Here is a 22,964-nt window from a genome sequence, read left to right as displayed (position 1 = left end):
TTGATCATTGCTCACCCTATCCGTGACGCTGGAGGGACGACACAGTCAACGGGAAGGTCCGACGGTGATCAGCATCCCGACGCACACGCTCAACGACGGCACCACCCTCCCCGCCCTGGGCCTGGGCACCTGGCCGCTCGGCGACGACGAGGCGCAAGCGGCGGTCCTCTCGGCCCTGGAGGCGGGCTACCGCCTGATCGACACGGCGACGAACTACCGCAACGAGACGGGGGTCGGCCGTGCCGTGGCCTCCGGCGTGGTGCCGCGCGAGGAGATCGTCGTGACGACGAAGCTCCCGGGCCGGCACCACGGCTACGAGGAGACCCTCGCCTCCTTCGAGGAGTCCCGGGCCCGCCTCGGGCTGGAGTACGTCGACCTGTACCTGATCCACTGGCCGCTGCCGCGCGTGGACCGGTACGTCGACTCCTGGAAGGCCATGATCAAGCTGCGCGAGGACGGTCTCGTGCGGTCGATCGGCGTCTCGAACTTCACGGCCGGGCACATCGAGCGGCTGGAGAAGGAGACCGGGGTCCTGCCCTCGGTCAACCAGATCGAACTGCACCCCTTCCTGCCGCAGGACGAACTGCGCGCCTTCCACGCGGGCAAGGGCATCGTCACCGAGAGCTACAGCCCGTTGGGCCGGGGCACGCCCCTGCTGGAGGACCCCGCCGTGACACGGATCGCCGAGGCGCACGGGGTCACGCCCGGGCAGGTCGTGCTGCGCTGGCACACGCAGCTGGGCGCGGTGCCCGTCCCGAAGTCGGCGAACCCCGAGCGGCAGCGCGCCAACCTCGACGTCTTCGGCTTCGAGCTGGGCGAGGACGAGATGCGGGCCGTGGCCGGCCGGGCGCACCGGCGGGTCGGCGGGGACCCCGAGGTGCACGAGGAGTTCTGACGGGTACCCGGGGCCCGCGAGCAGGAGGGAGCCGCAGGTGGCTGAGCGGGACCGGCTGCGGGACTACCGCGGCAAGCGCGACTTCGACCGGACCGGCGAGCCCCGGGGCAGCGGTGCCTCCTGCGGGGACCTGCCCCGGTTCGTGGTGCAGATCCATGACGCGTCCACGATGCACTTCGACTTCCGGCTTCAGGTGGACGACGTGCTGAAGTCCTGGTCGATCCCGAAGGGCCCCTCGGCGGACCCGAAGGACAAGCGGCTGGCCGTGCCCACGGAGGACCATCCGCTGGAGTACGAGGAGTTCGAGGGCGTGATCCCGCGGGGCGAGTACGGCGGCGGCACCGTGATCGTCTGGGACCACGGCACGTACGAGCCGCTGAGCCACGACCGCAAGGGGCGGCCCGTAAACTTCGCGGAGTCGCTGGAGCGCGGGCACGCCACGTTCCGGCTGAGCGGCTCGAAACTGCACGGCGAGTACGCCCTGACCCGGTTCCGCAGCGGTGCGGGCGGCGACGGTGAGGAGGCCTGGCTGCTGGTGAAGCGGGCCGGGGACCGGGCCCGTACGCACGGCGCCCCCGATCCGCGCCGGGCGCGTTCGGCCAAGTCCGGCCGCACCCTCGCCCAGGTCGCCTCGGACGCGGCCGGGGAGTGAGCGCGTGAGGGGTCAGGATCCGGCGGCGAGGTGGGTGGCGTAGAAGGCGGTGAGCTTGGCGACGGCCGGGGTGACGTGCTCGTCCTTGTCGTAGAGGGAGATGTGCGTGGCGCCGTCGATGACGAAGAGTTCCTTGGGCTCGGCTGCCTGCTCGATGGCTGCACGGCTGATGTACGCCGTGTTCGCGTCGGACCCGACGATCATCAGCAGGGGGCGGGGCGAGATGAGGCGGATCAAGGCGTACGCCTGGAACTGGATGATCTGGTCGAGGCTGCGGACGGGCCAGGGCCGGACCGCGCGGGGGTGGTGACCGCGCGGAGTGCGGTAGTACTCGTAGGTCTCGGCGTCCACGGCCTCGGTGATCCACTCCTGCCGGGGGACGGCCTCGCCGCGGGCCTGAGCGGTGCGTGCGGCATTCGCGAGTTCGAGCATCGAGCGCATGGTCCGCGGGTCCTGGGTGCGGCCCAGGCCCTCGCGCATCACCGATCCCAGGTCCACCGCGCTGACCGTGGCGACGGCCTTGACGCGCAGGTCGGTCTGGGCGGCGTAGGGGACGTAGCCGCCGGAGGCGCAGATACCCAGAGCGCCGATCCGGTCCGGATCGATCTCGTCGCGGGTGGCCAGGAAGCTCACGGCGGACTTGATGTCCTCGGCGCGCCGGAAGGGGTCCTCCAGACCACGCGGCTCGCCCTCGCTCTCGCCCTGGTGGGCGGCGTCGAAGACCAGCGCGGCGAAGCCCTCGCGGGCCAGACGCTCGGCGTAGATGCTCGCGGTCTGCTCCTTCACGCCGCCGCCCGGGTGGGAGACGACGACGGCCGGGAGCCGGCCGGCGGTGGGCGCGTCGGGCAGGAAGAGGATGCCGGCGAGCGTGAGATCGCCGCTGAGGAAGGTGACGTCTGTCTTCATGCCCTCGACCCTGGCAGGCGCCGCACGCGGGGATAAGGGGACAGAACTGGCCCCCTCAACGGGCCGTTCCGCGCTGCGAGACTTGATCGCATGAGCAGCGAACTGGGCGACTTCCTCAAGGCCCGGCGCGGGGAGCTGAGCCCCGCGACGGCCGGGCTCCCCGACGACGGGCGGCGGCGGGTCCCGGGTCTGCGCCGGGAGGAGGTGGCCCTCCTGGCGTCGATCAGCCCCGACTACTACACCCGCCTGGAACAGGGGCGTCGCCGGGCCTCCGAGCCGGTACTGCACGCCCTTGCCCGCGCGCTGCGGCTCAGTGAGGACGAACGGGCCTACCTCTTCGAGCTGTCGGGCAAGGACGCCGGCCGACCACGCCGGCGGCCCGCCCAGCAGGTCCAGCCGCAGTTGCGGCGCCTGCTCGACGATCTCACCAACACCCCGGCCCTCGTCCTCGGCCGGTGCACCGACGTCCTGGCGTGGAACTCGCTGGCTGCCGCCCTGTTCACCGACTTCGCACTCATCCCGGAGGATCGACGCAACTTCGTACGCCTGGTGTTCCGCGACCCGGCCGTACGGGCCCTCTACATCGACTGGGACTACATGGCGCGAGCCTGCGTGGCGCAGTTACGGATGGAGGCGGCCCGGGACCCGGAGAATCCGCGCCTGACGACGCTGGTGGGAGAACTGTCGGTGCGGGACCCGGACTTCAGGACCTGGTGGGGCGACCACCGCGTGGCCGCACGGACCGCGGGCACCAAGGACCTGCGCCACCCGATGGTCGGCGAACTCACCCTCGACTGGTCCACCCTGACCGACGCGGCCGACCCGGAGCAGCACCTCATCGCCCTCACCGCCGCGCCCGGCACTCCCTCCCACGACGGCCTGCGCCTCCTGGGCGCCGTCACCGCGGTACCGTCCGCCTCGCCACGATCAGCAGGCGGCTCCGCTGAGCTTCCCGATACCTAGAGTCTCCTGATCCGGTCAGAACAGCGGCGTCAGCGACTGCTCGCACCAGATCGTCTTGCCCCGGGTGGTCTGCCGGCTGCCCCAGCGCTGGGTGAGCTGCGCGACCAGCAGCAGGCCGCGGCCGCCCTCGTCGTCCTGGTGCGCCCGCCGCAGATGCGGGGAGGTCGAACTGCCGTCGGAGACCTCGCAGATGAGGGTCTGGTCGCGGATCAGACGGAGCTGGATGGGCGCGGCGCCGTACCGGATGGCGTTGGTGACCAGCTCGCTGACGACGAGTTCGGTGACGAAGGCCGTCTCGTCCAGGCCCCACGCGGTCAGCTGGTCGGTGGCGGCCTGGCGGGTGGCGGCCACCTGCGCGGGGTCGGGCGTCACGTCCCAGGTGGCGACCTGGTCGGCGCCCAGCGCCCGGGTGCGGGCCAGCAGCAGCGCCACGTCGTCGCCGGGCTCCTCCGGCAGTACGGCCTTCAGCACGGTGTCGCACAGGGCGTCGAGCGAGTCGGCCGGCACGGTCAGGGCGCGGCACAGCTCGTCGGTGGCGTGGTCGACGTCGCGGTCGCGGTCCTCGACGAGGCCGTCGGTGTAGAGGGCGACGACGGAGCCCTCGGGCAGCTGGAGCTCCGTCGCCTCGAACGGCAGCCCCCCGACGCCCAGCGGGGGCCCCGCGCTCATGGGGATCAGCCGGGCGGACCTGTCGGGCAGCACCAGGGCGGGGGCGGGATGCCCGGCGGCGGCCAGGTTCAGGCGGCGCGTGACGGGGTCGTAGACGGCGTACAGGCAGGTCGCGCCGAGTTCCGGGACCTCGTCGCCCTCGTCGTCGGACGCGAGGTGCGTGACCAGGTCGTCCAGGTGGGTGAGGAGTTCGTCCGGCGGCAGGTCCACGTCGGCGAGGGTCCGTACGGCCGTGACCAGCCGGCCCATGGTCGCCGAGGAGGGGATGCCGTGGCCCACGACGTCCCCGACGACCAGGGCGACCCGGCTGCCCGACAGCGGGATCACGTCGAACCAGTCGCCGCCGATGCCGGCCGCCGAGCCGGAGGGCAGATAGCGGTGGGCGACCTCGACGGCGGCCTGGCCGGGCAGGCCCTTGGGCAGCAGGCTGTGCTGGAGGGCCAGGGCGGTGGTGCGTTCGCGGGCGAAGCGGCGGGCGTTGTCGACGCAGACCGCGGCCCGGCTGGCGAGTTCCTCGGCGAACACCGAGTCGTCGTCGCCGTAGTCGTCCGGCTGCGCCACGCGGACGGCCACGGCGACCCCCAGTGTGGTGCCGCGGGCCCGCAGCGGTACCGCCATCATGGAGTGGACGCCCATGCGGTAGGGGCGTCCTTCCGGGGCGCGCGCGTTGCGCTCGGCGACCCAGCGCATGAACGCCGGCTCCCCTGCCTGGCTGATGATCGCCCGGCCCTCCCGCATCGCCCGGGCGATCGGCGAGAACGAGGGGTAGACGTCCACTTCTCCCAGGTGCACGGCCGCTTCCGGCGTGCCCTCGGTGACGGAGCCGTGGGCGACCCGCCGCAGCGTGATCTCGTCGGCGGACACCGCCGGCGGCTCGTCCGCGCCGAGGACCCAGTCGAACAGGTCCACGCTGGCGAAGTCCGCGAACCGGGGCACCACCACGCCGATCAGCTCCTCGGCCGTGCGCACCACGTCCAGGGTGGTGCCGATGGCGGCCGCGGCCTCGTTCAGCAGGGCGAGCCGCTGCCGGGCCCAGTACTGCTCGGTGCTGTCGAACGCGGCCAGGGCGGTGCCCAGGAGTTGGCCGGCGGCGTCCCGGACCGGCCACATCTCGGTGACCCAGGCGTGCTCCCGGTTCAGGGCGGGTGCGCCGGTGTAGCTCTCGTACCGCAGCGGCCGGCCCGTCTCGACGACGTGGCGCAGGTGCCAGTTGAAGCCCCGGCTGTGCTCGGCCTCCTCGACGGTCTCCGGGAAGTGCCGGCCGAGCAGGGTCTCCTCGGACACGCCCATCACCTGGCAGGCGGCCTCGTTGAGCCGCAGGTAGCGCTGGCCGGTGTCGAAGACGGACATCGACATGGACGCCTGCTGGAACGCGCGGCCCGCGAGGGAGGTCTCCGCGCGTCCGGGTGGTGCGGCGGTGACCACGTATCCGTGCGGTTTCCCGTCCCGGCTGGTCACGGCGCACGCTGTCACCCGGACCCCGACGAGGTAACCGTCGCGGTGGCGCACCATGACGGTGCCCGACCGCGCGGCCACCGCCTCGGGCGGCACATCCTCGGCGAGCAGCTCCCGCACGGCCCGGCCCACGGCCTCCTCGGCCGAGTAGCCGGTCAGCCGCCGGGCACCCTCGCTCCACCCCGTCACAATGCCGCGGGCGTCGATGATCGCAGCAGCGGAGGCGTCCTCCATATCGTCCAGGATTATCCCTTTGCCGCCCTGTATCAACCGCGGCGCGGCATTCGTGACGGTGTCAGGCCTGGTGGGCGCGGAGCGCGGCGAGTGCCCGGTCGGCGTGGGCGTTCATGCGCAGTTCGCTGCGGACGACGTCGAGGACGGTGAAGTCCCGCGCTATGACGAACGTGGTGCGCTTGGTGGGCGCCAGGGAGAAGCCGCGCTGCACGCCGAACCGCTCGCGGACGGTGCCGTCGGCGTCGGACAGCAGCGGCATGCCGAGGGCGTGCCGGTCGGCGAACTCCTGCTGCCGCTCGACGGCGTCCCCGCTGATGCCCACGGGCCGGGCGCCGACGGCGGCGAACTCGGCGGCGAGGTCGCGGAAGTGGCAGGCCTGCGCGGTGCAGCCGGGGGTCAGGGCGGCCGGGTAGAAGAAGAGCACGACCGGCCCCTCGGCGAGCAGCCCGGACAGGCTGCGCTCGGTGCCGGTCTCGTCGGGCAGGACGAAGTCCCCGACCTTGTCCCCGGTCTCCACGCGCGCGGTCACGACCGGCCCTCCGCGTTCCGTGCGACACCGCGCGCCCACAGCACGAGCGGCACCTGGAGGGGCAGGCGCCCGAAGGCCGCGGCCTTCTGCGGCGTGGGGCGGTGGCGCCAGTCGGCGGCCATCTTCACGTTGGCGGGGAACACCGCGACGAAGAAGGCCGCCGTGGCGAGGGCGGCCGCCTTGCGGGTGCGCGGCAGGGCGAGCCCTGCGGCCAGCGCGAGTTCGGCGGCGCCGCTGGCGTGGGTCCAGGTCCTGGGCGTGCCCGGCAGGCCGCGCGGGATGGTCGCGTCGAACGGGCGTGGCGCGGCGAAGTGGGCGATCCCCGCGGCGGCCAGCAGGCCGGCGAGCAGCAGGGGCGAGCGTTCGGACCGGGGCACGGTTCCTCCTCTGATGGCCTGCCGCGCGATATTACTGGACGGTAGACGGGTCGGTTCGCCCGGCCCTGCGAGCGCCGGTGGTGGGTACCCGGCGTGTAGCCGAAGGAGCGCCGGAAGACATCGATGAAGGCGCTGGCGGAGGACCAGCCGCAGCGGTGGGCGACGGTCGTGACGGGCAGGCCGTCGGCCAGCATCCGCAGGGCGTGGTAGAGCCGCGACTGGGTGCGCCACTGCGGGAACGTCATGCCGAACTCGCTGCGGAAGAGACGGCTGAGGGTGCGCTCCCCCACCCCGGTCGCGGCGCCGAGCGCGGCCAGGGTTCGCGTGTCCGCCGGGTCGGCGTGCACGAGCGCGCAGACGGCCGCCAGGCGCGGGTCGGCCGGCGTGGGCAGGCGCAGCGGCTGCTGCGGCGAGAGGCGCAGCTGATCGCGCAGGACGGCGCGCAGCCGGCGGCGCTCGGGGCTGTCGTCGCCGGGGTCGCTGGTGTAGGCGAGGATCAGCTCGCGCAGCAGGGGGCTGACGGCGAGGACGGCCGGGTGGTCGAGGCCGAGGGGGTTGTCGCCGGCGGGCAGGCCGACCAGGAGCAGGTCGAGCCGGCCGTGGGCGCGGTGGGCGTGCACGGTGCCGGCGGGGACCCAGATGGCACGGGTGCCGGGCGCGAACCAGGTGCCGGCGTCGGTGGTGACGGCGACGACGCCGGAGCCGGCGTAGACGATCTGGTGGTCGTCGTGCCGGTGGGCGTCGATGCGGTCGCCCGCCGTCAGTCGCTGGGCACGGGTCGGTGCCGTCGGGGTGTGGCGGATGTTCGGCACAGTCCGGCAGATTATCGGAAGCGGGCCAGGCGTCCCGGCGGCGACGATCGCCGGGTGACCGCTTCGAGACGCAACCGACCTGTTGTCCTGATGTCGCTGGGGCACGCCTGCGTGGACGTGTACCAGGGGGCCGTGGCCGCTCTGGTGCCGTACTTCGTCGCCGAGCGCGCCTACTCCTACGCCGCCGCCTCGGGCGTGGTCCTCGCCGCATCCCTGCTGTCGTCGCTGGTGCAGCCGCTGTTCGGGGTGCTCACCGACCGGTGGGCGATGCCGTGGCTGCTGCCGCTGAGCGCGCTGACGGCCGGGGCCGGTGTGGCCCTGAGCGGGGTGACCGGCTCCTACGGGCTGACCCTGGCGGTGGTGGCCGTGTCGGGGATCGGCGTGGCCGCCTACCATCCCGAGGCGGCCCGGGTGGCGAGGGCCGTCGCGGGCGGCCGGCACACGGGAATGGGCTGGTTCTCCTTCGGCGGCAACGCCGGTTTCGCCCTGGCGCCCCTGCTGGTCTTCGCCGTGGTGGCGACGGGCGGGCTGCGCGCCTCTCCCCTGCTGATCGTCCCGGCGCTGGCGGGGGCGGCGCTGTGTGCCGCGGCGGTGCGATCGGCCGGGACCGGCACCGAGGGCGCCCCCGCGCCCGACGCCGGGGGCCGGGACGACTGGGCGTCCTTCCTGCGGCTGTCCGGTGCGGTGGTCTGCCGCTCGGTGGTGTTCGTCGGCCTGAGCGCGTTCGTCTCGCTCTACGTGCGCGAACGCACCGGCGGCGGGGAGCCGGCCGGTACGGCGGCGCTCTTCGTGCTCTACGCCGGGGGCGCGGCGGGGACGCTGGCCGGGGGCCGGCTGGCCGAGCGGTACGGGCGGGTGGCCGTGGTGCGCCGGTCGTACGCCCTGACAGTCCTGGCCGTGGCCGGTCTGGTCCTGGTGCCCGGGCCGCCGGTGTACCTGTTCGTGGCGTTGACGTCGGCGGGCCTGTACGTGCCGTTCTCGCTGCACATCACCCTGGGCCAGGACTTCCTGCCCCGGCGGGTGGGCACCGCGAGCGGTGTCACGCTGGGCCTGGCCGTGAGCGCCGGCGGCCTCGCGGCTCCCGCGCTCGGGGCACTGGCCGACGCGACGTCCCTGCGGACGGCTTTGTTGCCGCTGATCGCCCTGCCGGCGCTGGGCCGGCTGCTGCTGTGCGGGCTGCGGGAGCCCACGCCACCGGGTCCTGCGGTCGCCGAGCGAGCGGATCCGCGGGATCCGGCCGCACGGTGACCAGCCCCGCGGTGACCAGGGGTCAGGCCTTGCCGGGGAACCGGCTGAGAGCGAGGCTCAGGCCTTGCCCGCCGGGGCGGACCGGGGTTCGGGCTCCTCGTCGGCGGCGTGGGCGAGGAAGTCGTCGACCATGCGATGGAAGAGCGTGGCGAGCTGCCGCAGTTCCTCGGGCGTCCAGCCCGACAGGGCCATCTGCATGCCGCGGACCCCGGCCTCGCGGACCTTGGCGATGGCCTGCCCGCCGGCCTCGGTGAGCTCGATGCGCTGCGCGCGGCGGTCGTCCGGGTCGGGGACGCGGGTGACGTAGCCGGACTTCTCCAGCTGCTGCACCGTACGCGTGACGTGCGAGGCCTCCACCCCCAGCCGGGCGGCGAGCTCCCCCGGCCGCAGCGGCTCGGAGTCGGCGATCTGCCGCAGCAGCGCGACGGCGGCACGGTCGAGCGGCACGCCCGCCAGGGCCATCAGCCGGTCGTGCCGGCGGGCGCGCGTGCTCAGGTAGGTGATGCGGGTGAGCGCACGCTCGATCTCGACGACTTCCGGGGAGGGGACGTCGGGGAGCGGTGGTGTGGACATGGAGCCACTTTACCATCTCGTTGCGTAACTCAAGTAAATCGAGTGGTTCACTCCACCCCCCGACCTGCCTACTCAGGCAATGCCACCGGAAGGGACACCCGTCGACGCCGTTCAGGGGAATGACACGCGAAACGCGCGTGACCGCACACCCGCCCGTCGACAACTCACCCGTGGACCTGCCGCTGATCCCGCCCATGCTCGCCACGCCCGGCACCCTGCCGCCCGCCGCGCAGGACGCGCGCTGGGCCTACGAGACGAAGCAGGACGGCCAGCGGGTGGTGGTCTATCTCCCCGGGGACGGCGGCGTGCTGCTGCGGGCCCGCTCCGGGGAGGACATCACGGCCGCGTACCCGGAACTCCGCCCGCTCGGCACCGCGCTCGGGACCACGGCCGCCGTGCTGGACGGGGAGATCCTGGCCCTGGACGAACACGGCCGCGCGAACTTCCAGTTGCTCCAGTCCCGGATGGGCCTGGCGCACGCCCCCGCCCGGGCGGCGCGACGGGCGGCGCAGGCGCCGGTCCATCTCGTGCTGTTCGACCTCATGCACCTGGAGCCCCACTCCCTGCTCCGGCTCCCCTACGCGCGGCGCCGCGCGGCGCTGGAGGACCTCGGCCTCGCCGGGCCCTCCTGGTCGACCCCGGCCGCGATCGTCGGCCACGGCGCCGAGGCCCTGCGCGCCACCCGCGAGCACGGGCTGGAGGGCCTGGTCTGCAAGCGGCTGGACTCGGTGTACGAGCCGGGGGTGCGCTCCCGGGCCTGGATCAAGATCCGCAACATGCGCACCGAGGACGTCCTGGTCGGCGGCTGGCAGCCCGGCAAGGGCCGGCTCACCGGTCTCCCGGGCGCGGTGCTGGTCGGGCAGCGTGCCGCGGGGCGGCTGCGCTACGTCGGGAGCGTGGGCACCGGCTGGAGCGAGGCCGAACGCACCGAACTCGCCGGGCTGTTGCGGGCCGCCGCCACCGACGTCTGCCCTTTCGACCCCGCCCCGCGCGCTCCGGGGGCGCACTGGGTCGTCCCCCGGCTGGTCGGCGAGGTCCGCTACAGCACGCGGACCCGGGAGGGGCTGCTGCGGCAGCCGTCGTGGCTGCGGCTCCGGCCTGATCTCGACCCCGAGGAGGCGGCGGCCGACATCCCGGACGACCTGGTCTGAAACGGCGCCGGGACGCCAACTATTGGGCTGTGCTTCACTCCTGGGATCCTCCACCCCTCTTGGCATGGACGCGTCCGACGTGGAAGCTGAACCTCCCTTTCCCCCACAGCCGTTGGGCTGCGCCCGGACCAAGAGGAGGACGCAGTGTCGTCACGCGAGTTCGCACACCGCAGGAGATGGCTCACCGGAGCGGCCTGTGCCGCGGCCCTCGTCCTGGCCTTCCCCGCCGCGGCCTTCGCCGCCCCGCCGCGGGCGCTGCCGGCCAACGCGGAGTCGCTGGAGCGGACGTACCAGCCCGCCTACGACTACGACACCGACGGCTGTTACTCCACACCCGCCGTCGGCCCGGACGGCACCGTGAACGGCGGGCTCGACCCGAGCGGCGCCCTCAACGGCGACTGCCGCGACGCCTCGGACCTCGACAACACCAACGGCTACGCGCGCTCCAAGTGCAACAACGGCTGGTGCGCCATCCTGTACGCCCTGTACTTCGAGAAGGACCAGGCCGTGGCGGGCAGCGGCATCGGCGGCCACCGGCACGACTTCGAGCACGTCGCGGTGTTCGTGCAGGACAACCAGGTCAAGTACGTGTCCACGTCCGCCCACGGCTCGTTCGACGTGCACGCGGCGTCCGCGGTGCGCTTCGACGGCACGCACCCGAAGATCGTCTACCACAAGGACGGCGCGAGCACGCACTGCTTCCGCCTGGCCGGCTCGGGCGACGAGCCGCCGGAGAACCACAAGGGCACCTGGCAGTACCCGCCGCTGGTCGGCTGGAACGGCTACCCGGCCGGGGTGCGCGACAAGCTCACGTCGTACAACTTCGGCAGCGCCAACTTCGGCCTGAAGGACGGCAACTTCGCCAACCACCTGGCGTCCGCCAAGCCGTCCGGCATCGCCTTCGACCCCTACGCGTGATGCCGCCCGCCCGGCCGGAGGGCCTAGGACCCCGGCCGGGTCCGGCTTCCGTCCCGCGTCCGATCCGCCGGCACCGGACGGCCGCATAGCGTCCCGTCATGGACACGCACGACACGACGGGAACACTCGAAGAGGCGCTCGAACGCCTCCATGCCTCGGGCCCGGAGCGGCGCGGCAGGCTCACCAACCACGCCCCGATGGTCGTGGAGGCGCTCGCCGCGCACGGCCGGGCGGGCGCCGTGCACCGCTGGCTGGACCTGTACCGGCCCAAGCTGGAGGACTTCCCCCGGCCCTGCGCTCCCGTGACGGACGCCAACTGGCGCGAGGCACTGGGTGATCCGCGCCGGGCCGCCGACTGGATCGGGTATTTCCGCCAGGCACTCGCCGAACAGCCCTGGCGGGACGTCCTCGCCGTCTGGTGGCCGCGCCTGCTGCCCGGGATGTACGGCGGCTCCACGCACCCCGTCATCCGCGTCGGACATGCCGTACGCGCCCTGGAAGCCGGGGAGAACGCGCCACGGCTCGCCGAACTCGCCCACGGCCTGGGCTACTGGGCGGCCCGGCACCACCCCGTGTCCGGCATCGCGCCACTGCCTCCGGCGCCGAGTGCCGCGCAGTCGCTGGACGCCGTGCCGCCGGTCACCGATCCCCGGGGCGGGTTCCCCGACCGGCTGGCGGCCGTACGGCAGTTGCCGCGGTGGTCGGGTGACGTGACCGACCCGGACACCGCCCGGGCCGCCTGATCGAGCTGGTCCGCGCTGCCACCCACCGGTACGCCACCCACGGCCACGGCGAGGAGACCATGCTCGTGCACGCGGCGACGGCCCCCAACGCCGTGCTGCGCACCCTCCCTGCCCTGCCGCGCGAGCTGTGGGCGCCGAGCCTGCACGCGGCGTGGACCGCGTCCGCAGCGGTCACCGCCATGTACGCCCCGGCCGAGCCGGTCGCCCCCGTTCCCGCGCCCGGTCGCACGGGGCAGGAGGTGCTGGAACTGGCCCTCGCCCACGGCGACGAACACGTCGTCAAGCTCACCGACACCGCCCTCGACATCGGCGACGAGCGGGCCCTCGCCGCGGCCCTGCGCGCGATCGAACTGAGCGAGCCGCTCGCCCCGAACTGACGTGCGCCGGCGGGCAATCGAGGGAGGTACGGCACAAGCGCGCCCCGGGGAGGGTCTATCGTGTCCGCATGTCCGTCCCCGAACTGATCCGCATCGTCTCCCGCGACTCCCCCATGGCGCTCGCCCAGGTGGAGCGCGTCCGGGCCGAGTTGGCCGCCGCCCACCCCGGAGTGCGCACCGAGGTCGTCCCGGTGAAGACCACCGGCGACAAGTGGATGGGCGATCTGTCCCAGGTCGAGGGCAAGGGCGCGTTCACCAAGGAGGTCGACGCGGCGCTGCTGGCCGGCGAGGCCGACCTCGCCGTGCACTGTGTGAAGGACGTGCCGGCCGACCGGCCGCTCCCGGCGGGGACGGTGTTCGCCGCGTTCCTCAAGCGGGACGACATCCGCGACGCCCTGATCCACCCGGGCGGGCTCACCCTGGACGAGCTGCCGGCCGGGACCCGGATCGGCACCTCCTCGGTGCGCCGCGTCGCACAACTGGCCGCCACGCACCCGCATCTGGAGTGCGTGCCGTTCCGGGGCAACGCCAACCGGCGCCTGGCCAAGCTGGAGGCCGGAGAGGCCGACGCCCTGCTGCTCGCGGTCTCCGGCCTGGAGCGCATCGGCCGGACCGACGTGATCAGCGAGATCCTCTCCACCGAGACGATGATGCCGCCCATCGGCGCGGGCGTCCTGGCCCTCCAGTGCCGTGAGGACGACGCCGACCTGATCGACGCGGTGAGCGGACTCGGCGATCCGGACACCTACCGGGAGACGACCGCCGAGCGCATGTTCCTGCATGTGCTCCAGGGGCACTGCAACAGCCCCATCGCCGGGTTCGCCCAGGTGGACCGCAGCGGCGAACTGTCCCTGCGCGCCTGCGTGTTCACGCCGGACGGCAAGACGCGGCTGAACGCCCACGAGTGGGCGGGCCGGCTCGATCCGGCCACGCTCGGCACCTCGGTCGCCGTGGCCCTGCTGCGGCAGGGCGCCCGCGAGATCATCGACGGCATCCCGCACTGACCGCCGCGCGGCCCTGACGCCGGATCAGGCGGTGCCTTCCTCCGCCTGGTCCCGCAGGAAGACGCTCACCTGGTGCGCCAGCCTGTCGCGCACGGCGCCCTGCTGGGCCCCGGCCGGCCCCTCGTGCGCGCCGATGCCGCCCGACCACAGCCGGCGGTCGGTCCACTCCTCCTCGACGCGCAGCTGGACCTGGACGTCCACCAGGCTCAGGGACGCCTCGGCGCCGGCCGCGTACAGCACGGCGGTGGCCCGGCGCAGCGGATAGACGTCGAAGCCCTCGATGAACTGCGAGTTGCGCCAGTCGATGAAGGCGCTCTCCCCGTCCGGGCCGATCCGTACGTCGATCTGGCCGTCCTCCAGGTGGACACCGAGGTGCCGGCTGCCGCGGTTCTCGACCGTCACGCGGAGGCAGAAGTACGTCAGCCCTTCGGCGGCGTCGTCACGGCCCCGGGGCGGCTCGGCCAGTTCCAGACGGTGGACGCGGACGCGCAGACCGGCATGCTCGTCGTACTCCTGCCAGTCCCCGACCACGTTCGGCTCGTACACGCTGCACCTCTCGACCTCTGGAAGCTGCTTCCTATCTGTGGTCCGAGCGCACTGTCAAATGAGCAGAATGCGCTGTGGCCTGGCAGTTCATCCCTTTTGATCGGTGATCAAGCCGTGCCCAGCGGTTATCCGGAGACAGTCGGAGAAAGCGCTTGCCGAAGCGTGCCGCACATCACTTTCCCGGGTGAAGATCAACGGGCCAGACGGCCCAGCAGGGCCGAGGCGGCGGTGACGCCGAGGGCGGCGGCCACGAGCAGCACCGCGAAGTCGGACGCCAGGTGGTGGGGTGTGCCGAGGAGGAGGCCGCGCAGGGCGTCCACCTCGTAGCTGAGCGGGTTGGCCCTGCTGGCGGCCTGGAGCCAGCCCGGCATCACGGACACCGGGTACAGGGCGTTGGAGCCGAAGAACAGCGGCATGGTGATCGCCTGCCCGAAGCCCATGAGGCGGTCGCGGCTGAGGACGATGCCGGCGATGGTCATCGACAGGCAGGAGAAGAAGGCCGAGCCGAGGACGACGATCGCGGCGACCGCGAGCAACTTGAGCGGGTTCCAGGTCAGGGCCACGCCGAGCAGGGCGGCGATGAGCAGGACGACGACGGCCTGGACGAGCGACTTCACGCCCGCCGCGAACGCCTTGCCGGTGATCAGCGCGGACCGCGGGGTCGGCGTGACCAGGAGCTTGTTCAGGATGCCGGCGTCGCGCTCCCAGATGATCTGGATGCCGTAGAAGATGGCGATGAACATCGCGGACTGGGCGATGATGCCGGGCGCCAGGTAGTCGACGTAGGGGATGCCGCCGGTGGGGATGGCCCTGATGCGGGTGAAGGTCTGGCCGAAGATCAGCAGCCAGAGGGCCGGCTGGACCGCCCGGGTGTACAGCTCGGTGCGGTCGTGGCGCAGCTTCTGGAGTTCGACCGCGCACATGGCGCCGACGCGGGCGGGCAGCAGCCGCCAGGCGGCGCGGGGCCGTGGGGGCTTCAGCAGCAGGTCGATGCCGTGGGCGGGGGCGGGGTCAGCCGACCCGGCGGGCGGTGCGGCGGGTGCTTCGGACATCGCGGAAATCTCCTGCCTCGTCGTCGAGACCGCTGCCCGCCACGTCCCGGAAGACGTCCTCCAGCGTGGGCAGCGCGCCCGGAGCCGCGCGGCGGCGTGCGCCGAGCCTCTCCCGGAGCTCGGCCGGGGTGCCGAGGGCCCGGATCCGGCCGCGGTGCATCAGGGCGACCCGGTCGCAGTACTGGTCGGCCTCGTCCATGTAGTGGGTGGTCACCAGCACGGTCATGCCGGTGGCCGCGCGCACGGCGCCGATGTGCTCCCACACGCCGGTGCGGGCGATCGGGTCGAGGCCGATGGTGGGCTCGTCCAGGATCAGCAGGCGCGGGGCGCTGACCAGGGCCTGCGCGAGTTCGAGCCGGCGGACCATGCCGCCGGAGTACGTGGCGGCCAGGCGGTCGGCGGCGTCGGCGAGGTCGACGGCGGCCAGGGCCTGGGCGACGCGCTCGGCGCGTTCCCGGCGGGGCACGTCGAAGACGCGGGCGAACAGGGCGACGTTCTCCCGCCCGGTGAGTCCGGCGTCGGCGGACAGCTGCTGCGGTACGTAGCCGAGCAGGCGGCGTACGGCCATGCGGTCCCCGGCGGCGTCGTGTCCGAAGACGCGGACCATGCCGGCGGGGACGGGCAGCAGGGTGGTGATGCAGCGGATGGCGGTAGTCTTGCCGGCGCCGTTGGGGCCGAGCAGGCCGAAGACCTCGCCCGGCCGGACGGTGAGGTCGAGTCCGTCCACGGCGCTGGTGTCGTCGAAGGCGTGGGCGAGGCCGGTGCAGGCCACGGCGTCGGCCTGCCGTCGGCCGGTGTCCCGGGTCATGACTCCTCGGCCTCCTCGTGCAGGGTGTCGGCCAGCTTGCGCAGGGCCGGGATCGCCGCGAGCAGCGCCTGCCGGTCGGCCTCGTCGAGGCCCGACACGTGCCGGCGCACGAGGGCCGCGCGGCGCCGTCGCCACTCGCGCAGCCGCGTCTCGGCGGCGGAGGTGGGCAGCAGCCGGGCGGCCCGCCGGTCGGCCGGGTCGGTCTCGCGGACCAGGTAGCCCGCCCGTGCCAGCTGGTTGACCAGGGTCGACACCGAGTTGGCCGCCAGACCGAGGTCCCTGGCCGCGTCGGAGATGCCGATGCCGGGCCGGGTGACGACCAGGCGCAGCAGTTCGGCCTCGGCGCCGCGCAGCCGGGGGTCGGGCATCTCGCGGCGCAGGCGCCGCCGGATCAGCCGCTGGACCCCGACGAGCGCGTCGGCCAGCTCTTCGGGGAAGGTCTCCGGCTCCATGCGCCGAGATTAGCTCTGCAACAGAGCTAATCGGTCCAAGGCGGGGTCAAGAGAAGTCAAGGGAGTACCGGGCGGTTGGGGAGAGGTGCTCGGAACCGCGGCGGAGCCAACGCGCCCCGAATGCCGTATTGTCTGAATTGTTTCGTTATATCCCTGCCCGGGAATGGGCAGTGAAGTGCTTCGGACAGGAGGCACGTCCGTGGGAGCCGGTCAGCCGGGCCCCGGTGTTCTCCGTGAGGTCCGACTCCGCGCATCCCATGGTGTCTGTCCATCCGGCACCTGCTCAGGGAGGTGCGCACCATGCGCAGCGCCGGCAGCACCCGAACGCACCCCCACGACGACGCCCCCGACACCGCCGAGGCGTTCGCCCGTCTCGCGCGGCTGCCCGAGGGGCCCGAGCGCAAGGCCCTGCGCGACGAGCTGGTCGAGGCCTGGCTGCCCATGGCGGAGCGGATCGCCGTCCGCTTCCGGGGCCGTGGCGAGGCCCTGGAGGACCTGTACCAGGTGGCGGCCCTCGGTCTCGTCAAGGCCGTCGACCACTACAACCCGGCACGCGGCAACGCCTTCGAGGCGTACGCCGTGCCGACGGTCACCGGCGAGATCAAGCGCCACTTCCGTGACCACATGTGGACGCTGCACGTGCCCCGCCGGGTCCAGGACCTGCGCAACCGGGTGCGGCACGCCGCCAAGGAGCTGTCGCAGACCACCCCGGGCCGCACCCCCACGGTCGCCGAGATCGCCGAGTACGCCCACCTCACCGAGGGCGAGGTACGCACCGGCATGGAGGCCCTGGAGTGCTTCTCCGCGCTGTCGCTGGAGGCGGAGATGCCCGGCACGGACGGCTACGCCCTCGGGGACGCGATCGGCGGCCCGGACCCGGCCTTCGACACCGTCGTCGACCGCGTGGCCGTCAAGCCCTGTCTGGAGGCCCTGCCGGAGCGCGAGCGCATCATCCTCTACCTGCGGTTCTTCAAGGGCATGACGCAGAGCCGCATCGCCGAGCAGCTCGGCATCTCGCAGATGCACGTCTCGCGGCTGCTCAGCAGCTGCTTCGCCCATCTGCGTGAGGAGCTGCTCACCGAGGCCCGGTGAGCGGGGGCCTGAGGGACCCGGCGCCGTCGGAGGGTCAGGCCTCCGGCGGCGCTCCCGGCAGCTCCGGCGGTGCGCCGGGGATCTGGGTCGGGCCGGCGCGGTCGAGGGCGTCCTCCAGCTCGGCCCGTATCTCCTCGGGCATCACGCCGGTACGCCCCCAGATGATGATCAGTTCCGCGACGTTGCGCAGTTTGATGTTGGTGTGCTGGGAGACCTCCTTCAGCACCGCCCACCCCTGGTCGGGCGAGACCCGGCCCAGCGCCACGACCATCCCGATCGCCTGGTCCACGACCGCGTGGGAGACGACCGCCTCCTTCAGCTGCTGGACTTCCGCCTGCAACGCGAAGATCCGCTCCGAGCCCCCGTCCGTGGGCATGGTCACCTCCGGGTCCGGTGCGCCGCTGCCCCCAAGGCATCACTGGGTGCTTGAGTGCCTTGACGCAGTGTCCGACCCATCCATCGTCGTCACTCGGACCGCCCCGTGCCACCGGGGCGGAGCGGGCCGGTCCTCGACGCCGTTTCGGCGCCGCCGCCGGGGTACTCGGCAGGCGCCCACAGCGGTTCCGGTTGGACACTGGTGTCATTCCTCCGGTGTCTGCCAGGACGAGATCAGGACGCGACTGCCATGAACCACGACATGCCCACCCCATCCCGCACGAAGGACGTCGTCTCATCACACTCCGTGTTCGGTGCGCCCTGCTGGGTGAGTCTGACCAGCCGGGACGTCAAGGCCACCGAGGAGTTCTACGGGGCCGTGCTGGGCTGGCAGTGGCGCCCGGCCAAGCTCGGCGACCGGTTCCGGATCGCGCTGGCGGACGGCTCGCCGGTGGCCGGCATCGCGGGGGTGGCGACCATGTGGCAGATGGCGGTGGCGTGGACGCCGTACTTCGCCGTGCGCAGCGCGGACGAGGCGGTCGCGCGGGTGCAGGAGCGCATGGGCACGGTCGCGGTCGGGCCGATCTCGCTGCCGCCCGGGCGGGCGGCGCTGCTGGCCGACCGGGACGGGGCGACGTTCGGGATCTGGGAGGGCGACCTCTTCACCGACTGGGAGACCTGGCGCAACGCGCAGCCGGCCTTCATCACGCTCCACACCCGGGACGCCTTCGACGCGGCCATCTTCTACGGCGAGGTCCTCGACTGGGCGTCGGAGCGGCCCGGCTGCTGCGAGGTCCACTACGAGGGCGGGGAGGTCGTGCTGCGCAGCCGCGGTGACGTGGTGGCGCGGATCGAGTCGGGGGCTCTGGAGGCGGCCCCGGATCCCACGATCCGGCCGCACTGGCAGGTCCACTTCACCGTCGAGGACGTGGAGGCCTGCACCCGCGCCGCGGAGCTGCACGGCGGCAGCGTGCTGTCCAAGGGCAGCGACGAGGCGGTGCTGCGCGACCACGACGGCGCCCAGTTCACGGTGACGGCCCGGCGCGATCGCTGACCAGGGTCTCCCGGGTGCCGTCACCCCGTCAGCCACCTCGCCCCGCGGCGCGACGCCCGCGACGGTCGTGACAGCAGGACCAGGCTGCGGGCGCCGACCGTCAGCCCCGTTCCCGCCTTGTGCTCCGACTCGTCGGGGGTGCCCTCCGGGTCGGCCGTGTCGATCAGGGCCGTCCAGCGCTCGCCGTAGGCGGCGTCCGGGAGGCGGAAGTCGACCGGCTCCCAGTGGCTGTTGAACAGCAGCAGGAACGAGTCGTCGAACACGGGACGCCCGCGCGGGTCCGGCTCGGCGATGGCGTCGCCGTTGAGGAAGACGCCGACGGAGTGCGCGTCGCCGCGCTGCCAGTCGTCGTCGGTCATCTCGGTGGCGTCCGGCGCCAGCCACACCAGGTCGGGCAGCGGCTGGTCGGCGCGGGTCGGGGTCTCGCCGAGGAAGAAACGGCGCCGGCGCAGCACGGGGTGGTCGGTGCGCAGCCGGATGACGTACCGGGTGAACTCCAGCAGGTCGCGCTGTTCCCCGGTGAGCCGCCAGTCGATCCAGGAGATCTCGTTGTCCTGGCAGTAGGCGTTGTTGTTGCCGCGCTGGGTGCGTCCGAGCTCGTCGCCGTGGCAGAGCATCGGGATGCCCTGGGACAGCAGCAGCGTGGCGAGGAAGTTGCGCTGCTGGCGGGTGCGCAGCTCCAGCACGGCCGGGTCGCGGGTCGCGCCCTCGGCGCCGCAGTTCCAGGACCGGTTGGTGCTCTCGCCGTCCTGGTTGTCCTCGCCGTTGGCGTCGTTGTGCTTGTCGTTGTAGGACACGAGGTCGCGCAGGGTGAAGCCGTCGTGCGCGGTGACGAAGTTGACGCTGGCGCGGGGCCGGCGCCTGCTGTGCGCGTACAGGTCCGAGGAGCCGGTCAGACGGGAGGCGAACTCGCCGAGGGTGTGGTCCTCGCCGCGCCAGAAGTCCCGGACCGCGTCGCGGTACATGCCGTTCCACTCCGACCACAGCGGCGGGAAGTTGCCCACCTGGTAGCCGCCCTCGCCGACGTCCCACGGCTCGGCGATCAGCTTGACGCGGCTGATCACCGGGTCCTGCTGGATGAGGTCGAAGAACGCCGACAGCCGGTCCACCTCGTGGAACTGCCGGGCCAGGGTCGCCGCGAGGTCGAAGCGGAAGCCGTCGACATGCATCTCGGTGACCCAGTACCGCAGCGAGTCCATGATCAGCTGCAGCACGTAGGGGTGGCGCATCAGCAGGCTGTTGCCGGTGCCGGTGGTGTCGTAGTAGTGCTCCCAGTCGCCGTCGACCAGGCGGTAGTACGAGGAGTTGTCGATGCCGCGGAAGGAGAGGGTGGGGCCCTTCTCGTTGCCCTCGGCGGTGTGGTTGTAGACCACGTCGAGGATCACCTCGAGCCCGGCCGCGTGCAGGGTCTTCACCATCTGCTTGAACTCGGCGACCTGCTGACCGCGCGTGCCGTGGGCGGCGTAGCCGTTGTGCGGTGCGAAGAAGCCGATCGTGTTGTAGCCCCAGTAGTTGGACAGGCCGCGGTCGTGCAGCACCCCGTCGTGGACGAACTGGTGGACCGGCATCAGCTCCACCGCCGTGACGCCCAGCGAGGTGAGGTGCTCGACGACCGCGGGGTGGGCCAGCCCGGCGTAGGTGCCGCGCAGTTCGGCGGGCACCTCGGGGTGGGTGCGGGTCAGGCCCTTGACGTGTGCCTCGTAGATCACCGTGTCGGCGTAGGGGCGGCAGGGCCGGGTGTCGTCGCCCCAGTCGAAGGCCGGGTCGGTCACCACGCCGAGCATGGTGTGCCCGGCGCTGTCGGCCGGGTCGGGGCCGTCCGGGTTCCGCTCGTAGAGCGAGGGGTGGTTGTCGATCTGCCCGTCCACCGCGCGGGCGTACGGGTCGAGGAGCAGCTTCGCCGGGTTGCAGCGGTGGCCGGCGGCCGGGGCCCACGGCCCGTGCACGCGGTAGCCGTAGCGCTGGCCGGGGCCGACGCCGGGGAGGTAGCCGTGCCACACGAAGCCGTCGACCTCGTTCAGGGGTACCTGGGTGTGCGTGCCGTCGTCGTCGACGAGGACCAGCTCGACGCGCTCGGCCACCTCGCTGAAGAGCGCGAAGTTGGTGCCCTCCCCGTCGTAGGCGGCGCCCAGCGGGTAGGGGCGCCCGCTCCACGCGGACACCCCTTTCCGTGTCTGCCGGCGCGTCACCGGGCCTCCTCCAGGACCTCGCCCGGCGTACTGGCGGGGCCGGCCAGCTGCGCGACGCGCACCTCGCGGGGCACCTCGAGGCCCTCCCGCTCCTGCGGGGCGGGCGCGGTCGGCACCAGCGGGACACGTTCGCCGGCGCGGGCGCGCTGCGAGAACCAGATGACCTTGCTGCCGGTCTCGGTGGCGCAGCAGCCCCAGCCGTCGCTCATCGCCGCGAGGTGCTCCAGGCAGCCGCGCAGCTCCTGATCCGGGCGCAGGGCGCGGTCGTTGTCCCCGATGGCGGTGATCAGATGCTGGCCGTTCCACCACATCTCGATCGACGTGTTCTTGTCCGTGGCGTGCTCGTCGATGGCCTTGAGCAGCATCTCGGCGCCGCCGCAGACGGGCTGGACCAGGTTGTCCAGGTCCCAGAACCTCAGGTGAGCGGCCAGAATGCGGCTGACCTGTCCCACCCGTTCCGGGCTGACTTCCACGTCGAGGTGGTAGTAGCAGGGCACTGCGGTCTTCATCGGTCGGCTCCTCACCGCGAAGCTCAGCTCCTCCTCGCTCCCGCGGTCTGCGGGACGAGCCCCGAACACGGAACGTGAGCACGTATCGCTTCTGAGTCACCCTCAGCCTGAAGGGGCTAGCCCGTTCGTGCAACACGAGCGCACGGTTGAGGCGGTGGAGCGCGCAAGTGAGCAGACTCTGAGGGCCTGGACAGCGCAGCCGAAACCCGACTGGTTGAAGCTCCAACAAGACGCTGCGTCGCCGCGCATGCACCATGTGTGAAGAACTCGATCGCCGTTACGGGTCCGTGTCGCTGTGCGCGCGGCCGCCGTCCGACCGTCGGGAGACCGTGTCCCTCGAGCCCGAAAGGTGATCGGCGCCATGCTGCTACCCGCCAAAGCCGAAGTCGCCCGGCAGTTGCGGCGTTACCGGGCCTGGGAACGCGTGATGCTCGCGGCACCGAACGACCGCACCGTGCGGGCCACGTTCGAGGACTCCGGCTACACGCTCTGCGTGCTGATGGGCAAGCGCTGCGCGCGGGAGGCGGCGGACGCGGCCGAGCGGTACCTGCGCACGAACGAGGTCACCTGTCTGGAGGAACAGGACGAACGGCCGCGTCCGGCCGCCGCCGTCGGACGAAGACCGCCGGCGGCGGAGCGCCGATCCCCGGCGGGAAGGTAACGGCCTTCGCGCACATCTTGTCCCCCGAACCGGGCCCCGGGCCCGGCTTCCGAGCACGGTGGAGGTGAGGACCATGAGTAGGACCCGGGCCATCGGCCGTATCCCGGTACGGGACGTCCGCCCGGCCGTGGAGAGCGGCAACCGGCCGGCCAAGGCGGTCGTGGGAGAGACGTTCGAGGTCACCGCCACCGTGTTCCGGGAGGGGCACGACGCGGTGGCCGCCAATGTCGTGCTGAAGGATCCCGAGGGCCGCCCCGGTCCGTGGACGCCCATGCGCGAGCTGGCCCCGGGCAGCGACCGCTGGGGCGCGGAGGTCACCGCGGACGCGGTCGGCCGCTGGACGTACCGGGTGGAGGCCTGGAGCGATCCGGTGGCCACCTGGCGTCACACGGCGGGCATAAAGGTCCCGGCCGGCATCGACCAGGGCCTGGTCCTGGAGGAGGGCGCCGACCTGTACGAGCGAGCGGCGGCCGGCGTGCCGAAGGAGGCCGGCCGCGGTGTGCTGCTCGAGGCGGCGCAGGCGCTGCGCGACGACACGCTGCCCCCGGCGTCCCGGCTGGCGGCGGCGTTGACGCCCGAGGTGGACGCGGTCCTGGCCCGCCATCCCCTGCGCGACCTGGTCACCACCTCCGAGCCCCTGCCCCTGCTGGTGGAGCGGGAGCGGGCGCTGTACGGCTCCTGGTACGAGTTCTTCCCCCGCTCCGAGGGCACCCCCGAGCG

23 protein-coding genes and 2 pseudogenes are annotated in these 22,964 nt (G+C 72.9%); 12 read left to right on the top strand and 13 right to left on the bottom strand.

The annotated features are described in order from the left end of the window. Positions 1-64: 64 nt before the first annotated feature. Both IE255_RS33625 and IE255_RS33620 read left to right on the top strand, forming a co-directional pair. Positions 65-895, top strand: a complete 831-nt coding sequence (locus tag IE255_RS33625) for an aldo/keto reductase (protein WP_190054191.1) — start codon at positions 65-67, stop codon at positions 893-895. Between the two features lie 37 nt (positions 896-932). Next, positions 933-1,547, top strand: coding sequence for a DNA polymerase ligase N-terminal domain-containing protein (locus IE255_RS33620; RefSeq protein ID WP_190054190.1), 615 nt, complete (start codon positions 933-935; stop codon positions 1,545-1,547). Between the two features lie 12 nt (positions 1,548-1,559). Here the strand turns inward: IE255_RS33620 and IE255_RS33615 are convergent, their stop codons facing one another. Continuing rightward, the gene (locus IE255_RS33615; RefSeq protein ID WP_190054189.1) at positions 1,560-2,453 is read right to left on the bottom strand and encodes an alpha/beta hydrolase; all 894 of its coding nucleotides are present in this window, start codon (positions 2,451-2,453) and stop codon (positions 1,560-1,562) included. Between the two features lie 90 nt (positions 2,454-2,543). Here IE255_RS33615 and IE255_RS33610 point away from each other — a divergent pair, with 90 nt between their 5' ends. Then, positions 2,544-3,416 (top strand): helix-turn-helix domain-containing protein, encoded by an 873-nt coding sequence (locus tag IE255_RS33610; protein WP_190054188.1) that lies wholly within the window; start codon positions 2,544-2,546, stop codon positions 3,414-3,416. Between the two features lie 15 nt (positions 3,417-3,431). Here IE255_RS33610 and IE255_RS33605 read toward each other — a convergent pair whose 3' ends face one another. The 4 genes and pseudogenes from IE255_RS33605 to IE255_RS33590 form a co-directional block, all read right to left on the bottom strand. Further along, the gene (locus IE255_RS33605) at positions 3,432-5,774 is read right to left on the bottom strand and encodes a SpoIIE family protein phosphatase (RefSeq protein WP_190054187.1); all 2,343 of its coding nucleotides are present in this window, start codon (positions 5,772-5,774) and stop codon (positions 3,432-3,434) included. Positions 5,775-5,835: 61 nt separating this feature from the next. After that, positions 5,836-6,303, bottom strand: a complete 468-nt coding sequence (locus tag IE255_RS33600; protein ID WP_308280901.1) for a peroxiredoxin — start codon at positions 6,301-6,303, stop codon at positions 5,836-5,838. Next, positions 6,300-6,680, bottom strand: coding sequence for a DoxX-related protein (locus IE255_RS33595; protein ID WP_190054186.1), 381 nt, complete (start codon positions 6,678-6,680; stop codon positions 6,300-6,302). Before IE255_RS33595 ends, IE255_RS33600 begins: the two co-directional genes overlap by 4 nt. Before the next feature lie 71 nt (positions 6,681-6,751). Next, a pseudogene (locus IE255_RS33590) lies at positions 6,752-7,492 on the bottom strand (AraC family transcriptional regulator); the annotation flags it as partial. A 90-nt stretch (positions 7,493-7,582) separates the two neighbouring features. Between IE255_RS33590 and IE255_RS33585 the strand changes: the two are divergent. Further along, positions 7,583-8,740, top strand: a complete 1,158-nt coding sequence (locus tag IE255_RS33585) for an MFS transporter (protein WP_190054301.1) — start codon at positions 7,583-7,585, stop codon at positions 8,738-8,740. A gap of 57 nt (positions 8,741-8,797) precedes the next feature. On the opposite strand, the gene IE255_RS33580 is transcribed toward IE255_RS33585, so the two are convergent. Beyond that, positions 8,798-9,313, bottom strand: a complete 516-nt coding sequence (locus tag IE255_RS33580) for a MarR family winged helix-turn-helix transcriptional regulator (RefSeq protein WP_190054185.1) — start codon at positions 9,311-9,313, stop codon at positions 8,798-8,800. 170 nt (positions 9,314-9,483) lie between these two features. Here IE255_RS33580 and ligD point away from each other — a divergent pair, with 170 nt between their 5' ends. The 4 genes and pseudogenes from ligD to hemC all read left to right on the top strand — a co-directional run bounded on the left by ligD (position 9,484) and on the right by hemC (position 13,506). Further along, positions 9,484-10,464, top strand: coding sequence for a non-homologous end-joining DNA ligase (gene ligD, locus IE255_RS33575; protein ID WP_190054300.1), 981 nt, complete (start codon positions 9,484-9,486; stop codon positions 10,462-10,464). A 144-nt stretch (positions 10,465-10,608) separates the two neighbouring features. Then, positions 10,609-11,382 carry an NPP1 family protein gene (locus tag IE255_RS33570; protein WP_190054184.1) on the top strand — a complete coding sequence of 258 codons (774 nt, stop codon included), beginning with the start codon at positions 10,609-10,611 and terminating at the stop codon, positions 11,380-11,382. A 98-nt stretch (positions 11,383-11,480) separates the two neighbouring features. Continuing rightward, positions 11,481-12,502, top strand: a pseudogene (locus IE255_RS33565) (questin oxidase family protein). A 68-nt stretch (positions 12,503-12,570) separates the two neighbouring features. After that, entirely contained in the window at positions 12,571-13,506 is a 936-nt protein-coding gene (gene hemC / locus IE255_RS33560) for a hydroxymethylbilane synthase (RefSeq protein WP_190054183.1), read from the top strand. Between the two features lie 24 nt (positions 13,507-13,530). Here the strand turns inward: hemC and IE255_RS33555 are convergent, their stop codons facing one another. The 4 genes from IE255_RS33555 to IE255_RS33540 all read right to left on the bottom strand — a co-directional run bounded on the left by IE255_RS33555 (position 13,531) and on the right by IE255_RS33540 (position 16,364). Then, positions 13,531-14,052: a hypothetical protein gene (locus IE255_RS33555; protein ID WP_190054182.1), complete on the bottom strand. Its 522-nt coding sequence runs from the start codon at positions 14,050-14,052 to the stop codon at positions 13,531-13,533. A gap of 191 nt (positions 14,053-14,243) precedes the next feature. Continuing rightward, complete coding sequence (locus IE255_RS33550; RefSeq protein WP_190054181.1) at positions 14,244-15,104, bottom strand: ABC transporter permease; 861 nt, start codon at positions 15,102-15,104, stop codon at positions 14,244-14,246. Continuing rightward, positions 15,064-15,912 (bottom strand): ABC transporter ATP-binding protein, encoded by an 849-nt coding sequence (locus IE255_RS33545; RefSeq protein ID WP_190054180.1) that lies wholly within the window; start codon positions 15,910-15,912, stop codon positions 15,064-15,066. The genes IE255_RS33550 and IE255_RS33545 overlap by 41 nt, the downstream gene beginning before the upstream one ends. Continuing rightward, the gene (locus tag IE255_RS33540) at positions 15,909-16,364 is read right to left on the bottom strand and encodes a MarR family winged helix-turn-helix transcriptional regulator (RefSeq protein ID WP_190054179.1); all 456 of its coding nucleotides are present in this window, start codon (positions 16,362-16,364) and stop codon (positions 15,909-15,911) included. Before IE255_RS33540 ends, IE255_RS33545 begins: the two co-directional genes overlap by 4 nt. Positions 16,365-16,664: 300 nt before the next feature. Between IE255_RS33540 and IE255_RS33535 the strand changes: the two genes are divergently transcribed. Next, positions 16,665-17,456 carry an RNA polymerase sigma factor SigF gene (locus IE255_RS33535; protein ID WP_190054178.1) on the top strand — a complete coding sequence of 264 codons (792 nt, stop codon included), beginning with the start codon at positions 16,665-16,667 and terminating at the stop codon, positions 17,454-17,456. Positions 17,457-17,490: 34 nt separating this feature from the next. Here the strand turns inward: IE255_RS33535 and IE255_RS33530 are convergent, their stop codons facing one another. Continuing rightward, the gene (locus IE255_RS33530) at positions 17,491-17,832 is read right to left on the bottom strand and encodes an ANTAR domain-containing protein (protein ID WP_190054177.1); all 342 of its coding nucleotides are present in this window, start codon (positions 17,830-17,832) and stop codon (positions 17,491-17,493) included. Positions 17,833-18,081: 249 nt separating this feature from the next. On the opposite strand from IE255_RS33530, the gene IE255_RS33525 reads away from it, so the two are divergent. Beyond that, complete coding sequence (locus tag IE255_RS33525) at positions 18,082-18,885, top strand: VOC family protein (protein ID WP_190054176.1); 804 nt, start codon at positions 18,082-18,084, stop codon at positions 18,883-18,885. Between the two features lie 20 nt (positions 18,886-18,905). Here the strand turns inward: IE255_RS33525 and glgX are convergent, their stop codons facing one another. After that, the gene (glgX, locus tag IE255_RS33520; RefSeq protein WP_190054175.1) at positions 18,906-21,074 is read right to left on the bottom strand and encodes a glycogen debranching protein GlgX; all 2,169 of its coding nucleotides are present in this window, start codon (positions 21,072-21,074) and stop codon (positions 18,906-18,908) included. After that, entirely contained in the window at positions 21,071-21,583 is a 513-nt protein-coding gene (locus IE255_RS33515) for a pep a2 (RefSeq protein ID WP_190054174.1), read from the bottom strand. The genes glgX and IE255_RS33515 overlap by 4 nt, the downstream gene beginning before the upstream one ends. Before the next feature lie 361 nt (positions 21,584-21,944). Between IE255_RS33515 and IE255_RS33510 the strand changes: the two genes are divergently transcribed. Then, positions 21,945-22,244, top strand: a complete 300-nt coding sequence (locus tag IE255_RS33510) for a DUF5133 domain-containing protein (protein WP_190054173.1) — start codon at positions 21,945-21,947, stop codon at positions 22,242-22,244. Positions 22,245-22,317: 73 nt separating this feature from the next. Next, a partial coding sequence (locus tag IE255_RS33505) for a maltotransferase domain-containing protein (protein WP_190054172.1) occupies positions 22,318-22,964 on the top strand: 647 nt, incomplete at its 3' end.

Source organism: Streptomyces lomondensis (genome assembly GCF_014651035.1).
Taxonomy (GTDB): domain Bacteria; phylum Actinomycetota; class Actinomycetes; order Streptomycetales; family Streptomycetaceae; genus Streptomyces; species Streptomyces lomondensis.
This window is presented reverse-complemented; position numbering and strand designations above follow the sequence as displayed.

Bases quoted from the DNA above. Each gene is read 5' to 3' on its own strand.
- IE255_RS33550 (WP_190054181.1), bottom strand. From the start codon at position 15,104: ATGTCCGAAGCACCCGCCGCACCGCCCGCCGGGTCGGCTGACCCCGCC.
- IE255_RS33585 (WP_190054301.1), top strand. From the start codon at position 7,583: ATGTCGCTGGGGCACGCCTGCGTGGACGTGTACCAGGGGGCCGTGGCC.
- IE255_RS33615 (WP_190054189.1), bottom strand. From the start codon at position 2,453: ATGAAGACAGACGTCACCTTCCTCAGCGGCGATCTCACGCTCGCCGGC.
- IE255_RS33605 (WP_190054187.1), bottom strand. From the start codon at position 5,774: ATGGAGGACGCCTCCGCTGCTGCGATCATCGACGCCCGCGGCATTGTG.
- hemC (WP_190054183.1), top strand. From the start codon at position 12,571: ATGTCCGTCCCCGAACTGATCCGCATCGTCTCCCGCGACTCCCCCATG.
- IE255_RS33545 (WP_190054180.1), bottom strand. From the start codon at position 15,912: ATGACCCGGGACACCGGCCGACGGCAGGCCGACGCCGTGGCCTGCACC.
- IE255_RS33535 (WP_190054178.1), top strand. From the start codon at position 16,665: ATGCGCAGCGCCGGCAGCACCCGAACGCACCCCCACGACGACGCCCCC.
- IE255_RS33510 (WP_190054173.1), top strand. From the start codon at position 21,945: ATGCTGCTACCCGCCAAAGCCGAAGTCGCCCGGCAGTTGCGGCGTTAC.
- IE255_RS33610 (WP_190054188.1), top strand. From the start codon at position 2,544: ATGAGCAGCGAACTGGGCGACTTCCTCAAGGCCCGGCGCGGGGAGCTG.
- IE255_RS33540 (WP_190054179.1), bottom strand. From the start codon at position 16,364: ATGGAGCCGGAGACCTTCCCCGAAGAGCTGGCCGACGCGCTCGTCGGG.
- IE255_RS33515 (WP_190054174.1), bottom strand. From the start codon at position 21,583: ATGAAGACCGCAGTGCCCTGCTACTACCACCTCGACGTGGAAGTCAGC.
- IE255_RS33580 (WP_190054185.1), bottom strand. From the start codon at position 9,313: ATGTCCACACCACCGCTCCCCGACGTCCCCTCCCCGGAAGTCGTCGAG.
- IE255_RS33525 (WP_190054176.1), top strand. From the start codon at position 18,082: ATGAACCACGACATGCCCACCCCATCCCGCACGAAGGACGTCGTCTCA.
- IE255_RS33530 (WP_190054177.1), bottom strand. From the start codon at position 17,832: ATGCCCACGGACGGGGGCTCGGAGCGGATCTTCGCGTTGCAGGCGGAA.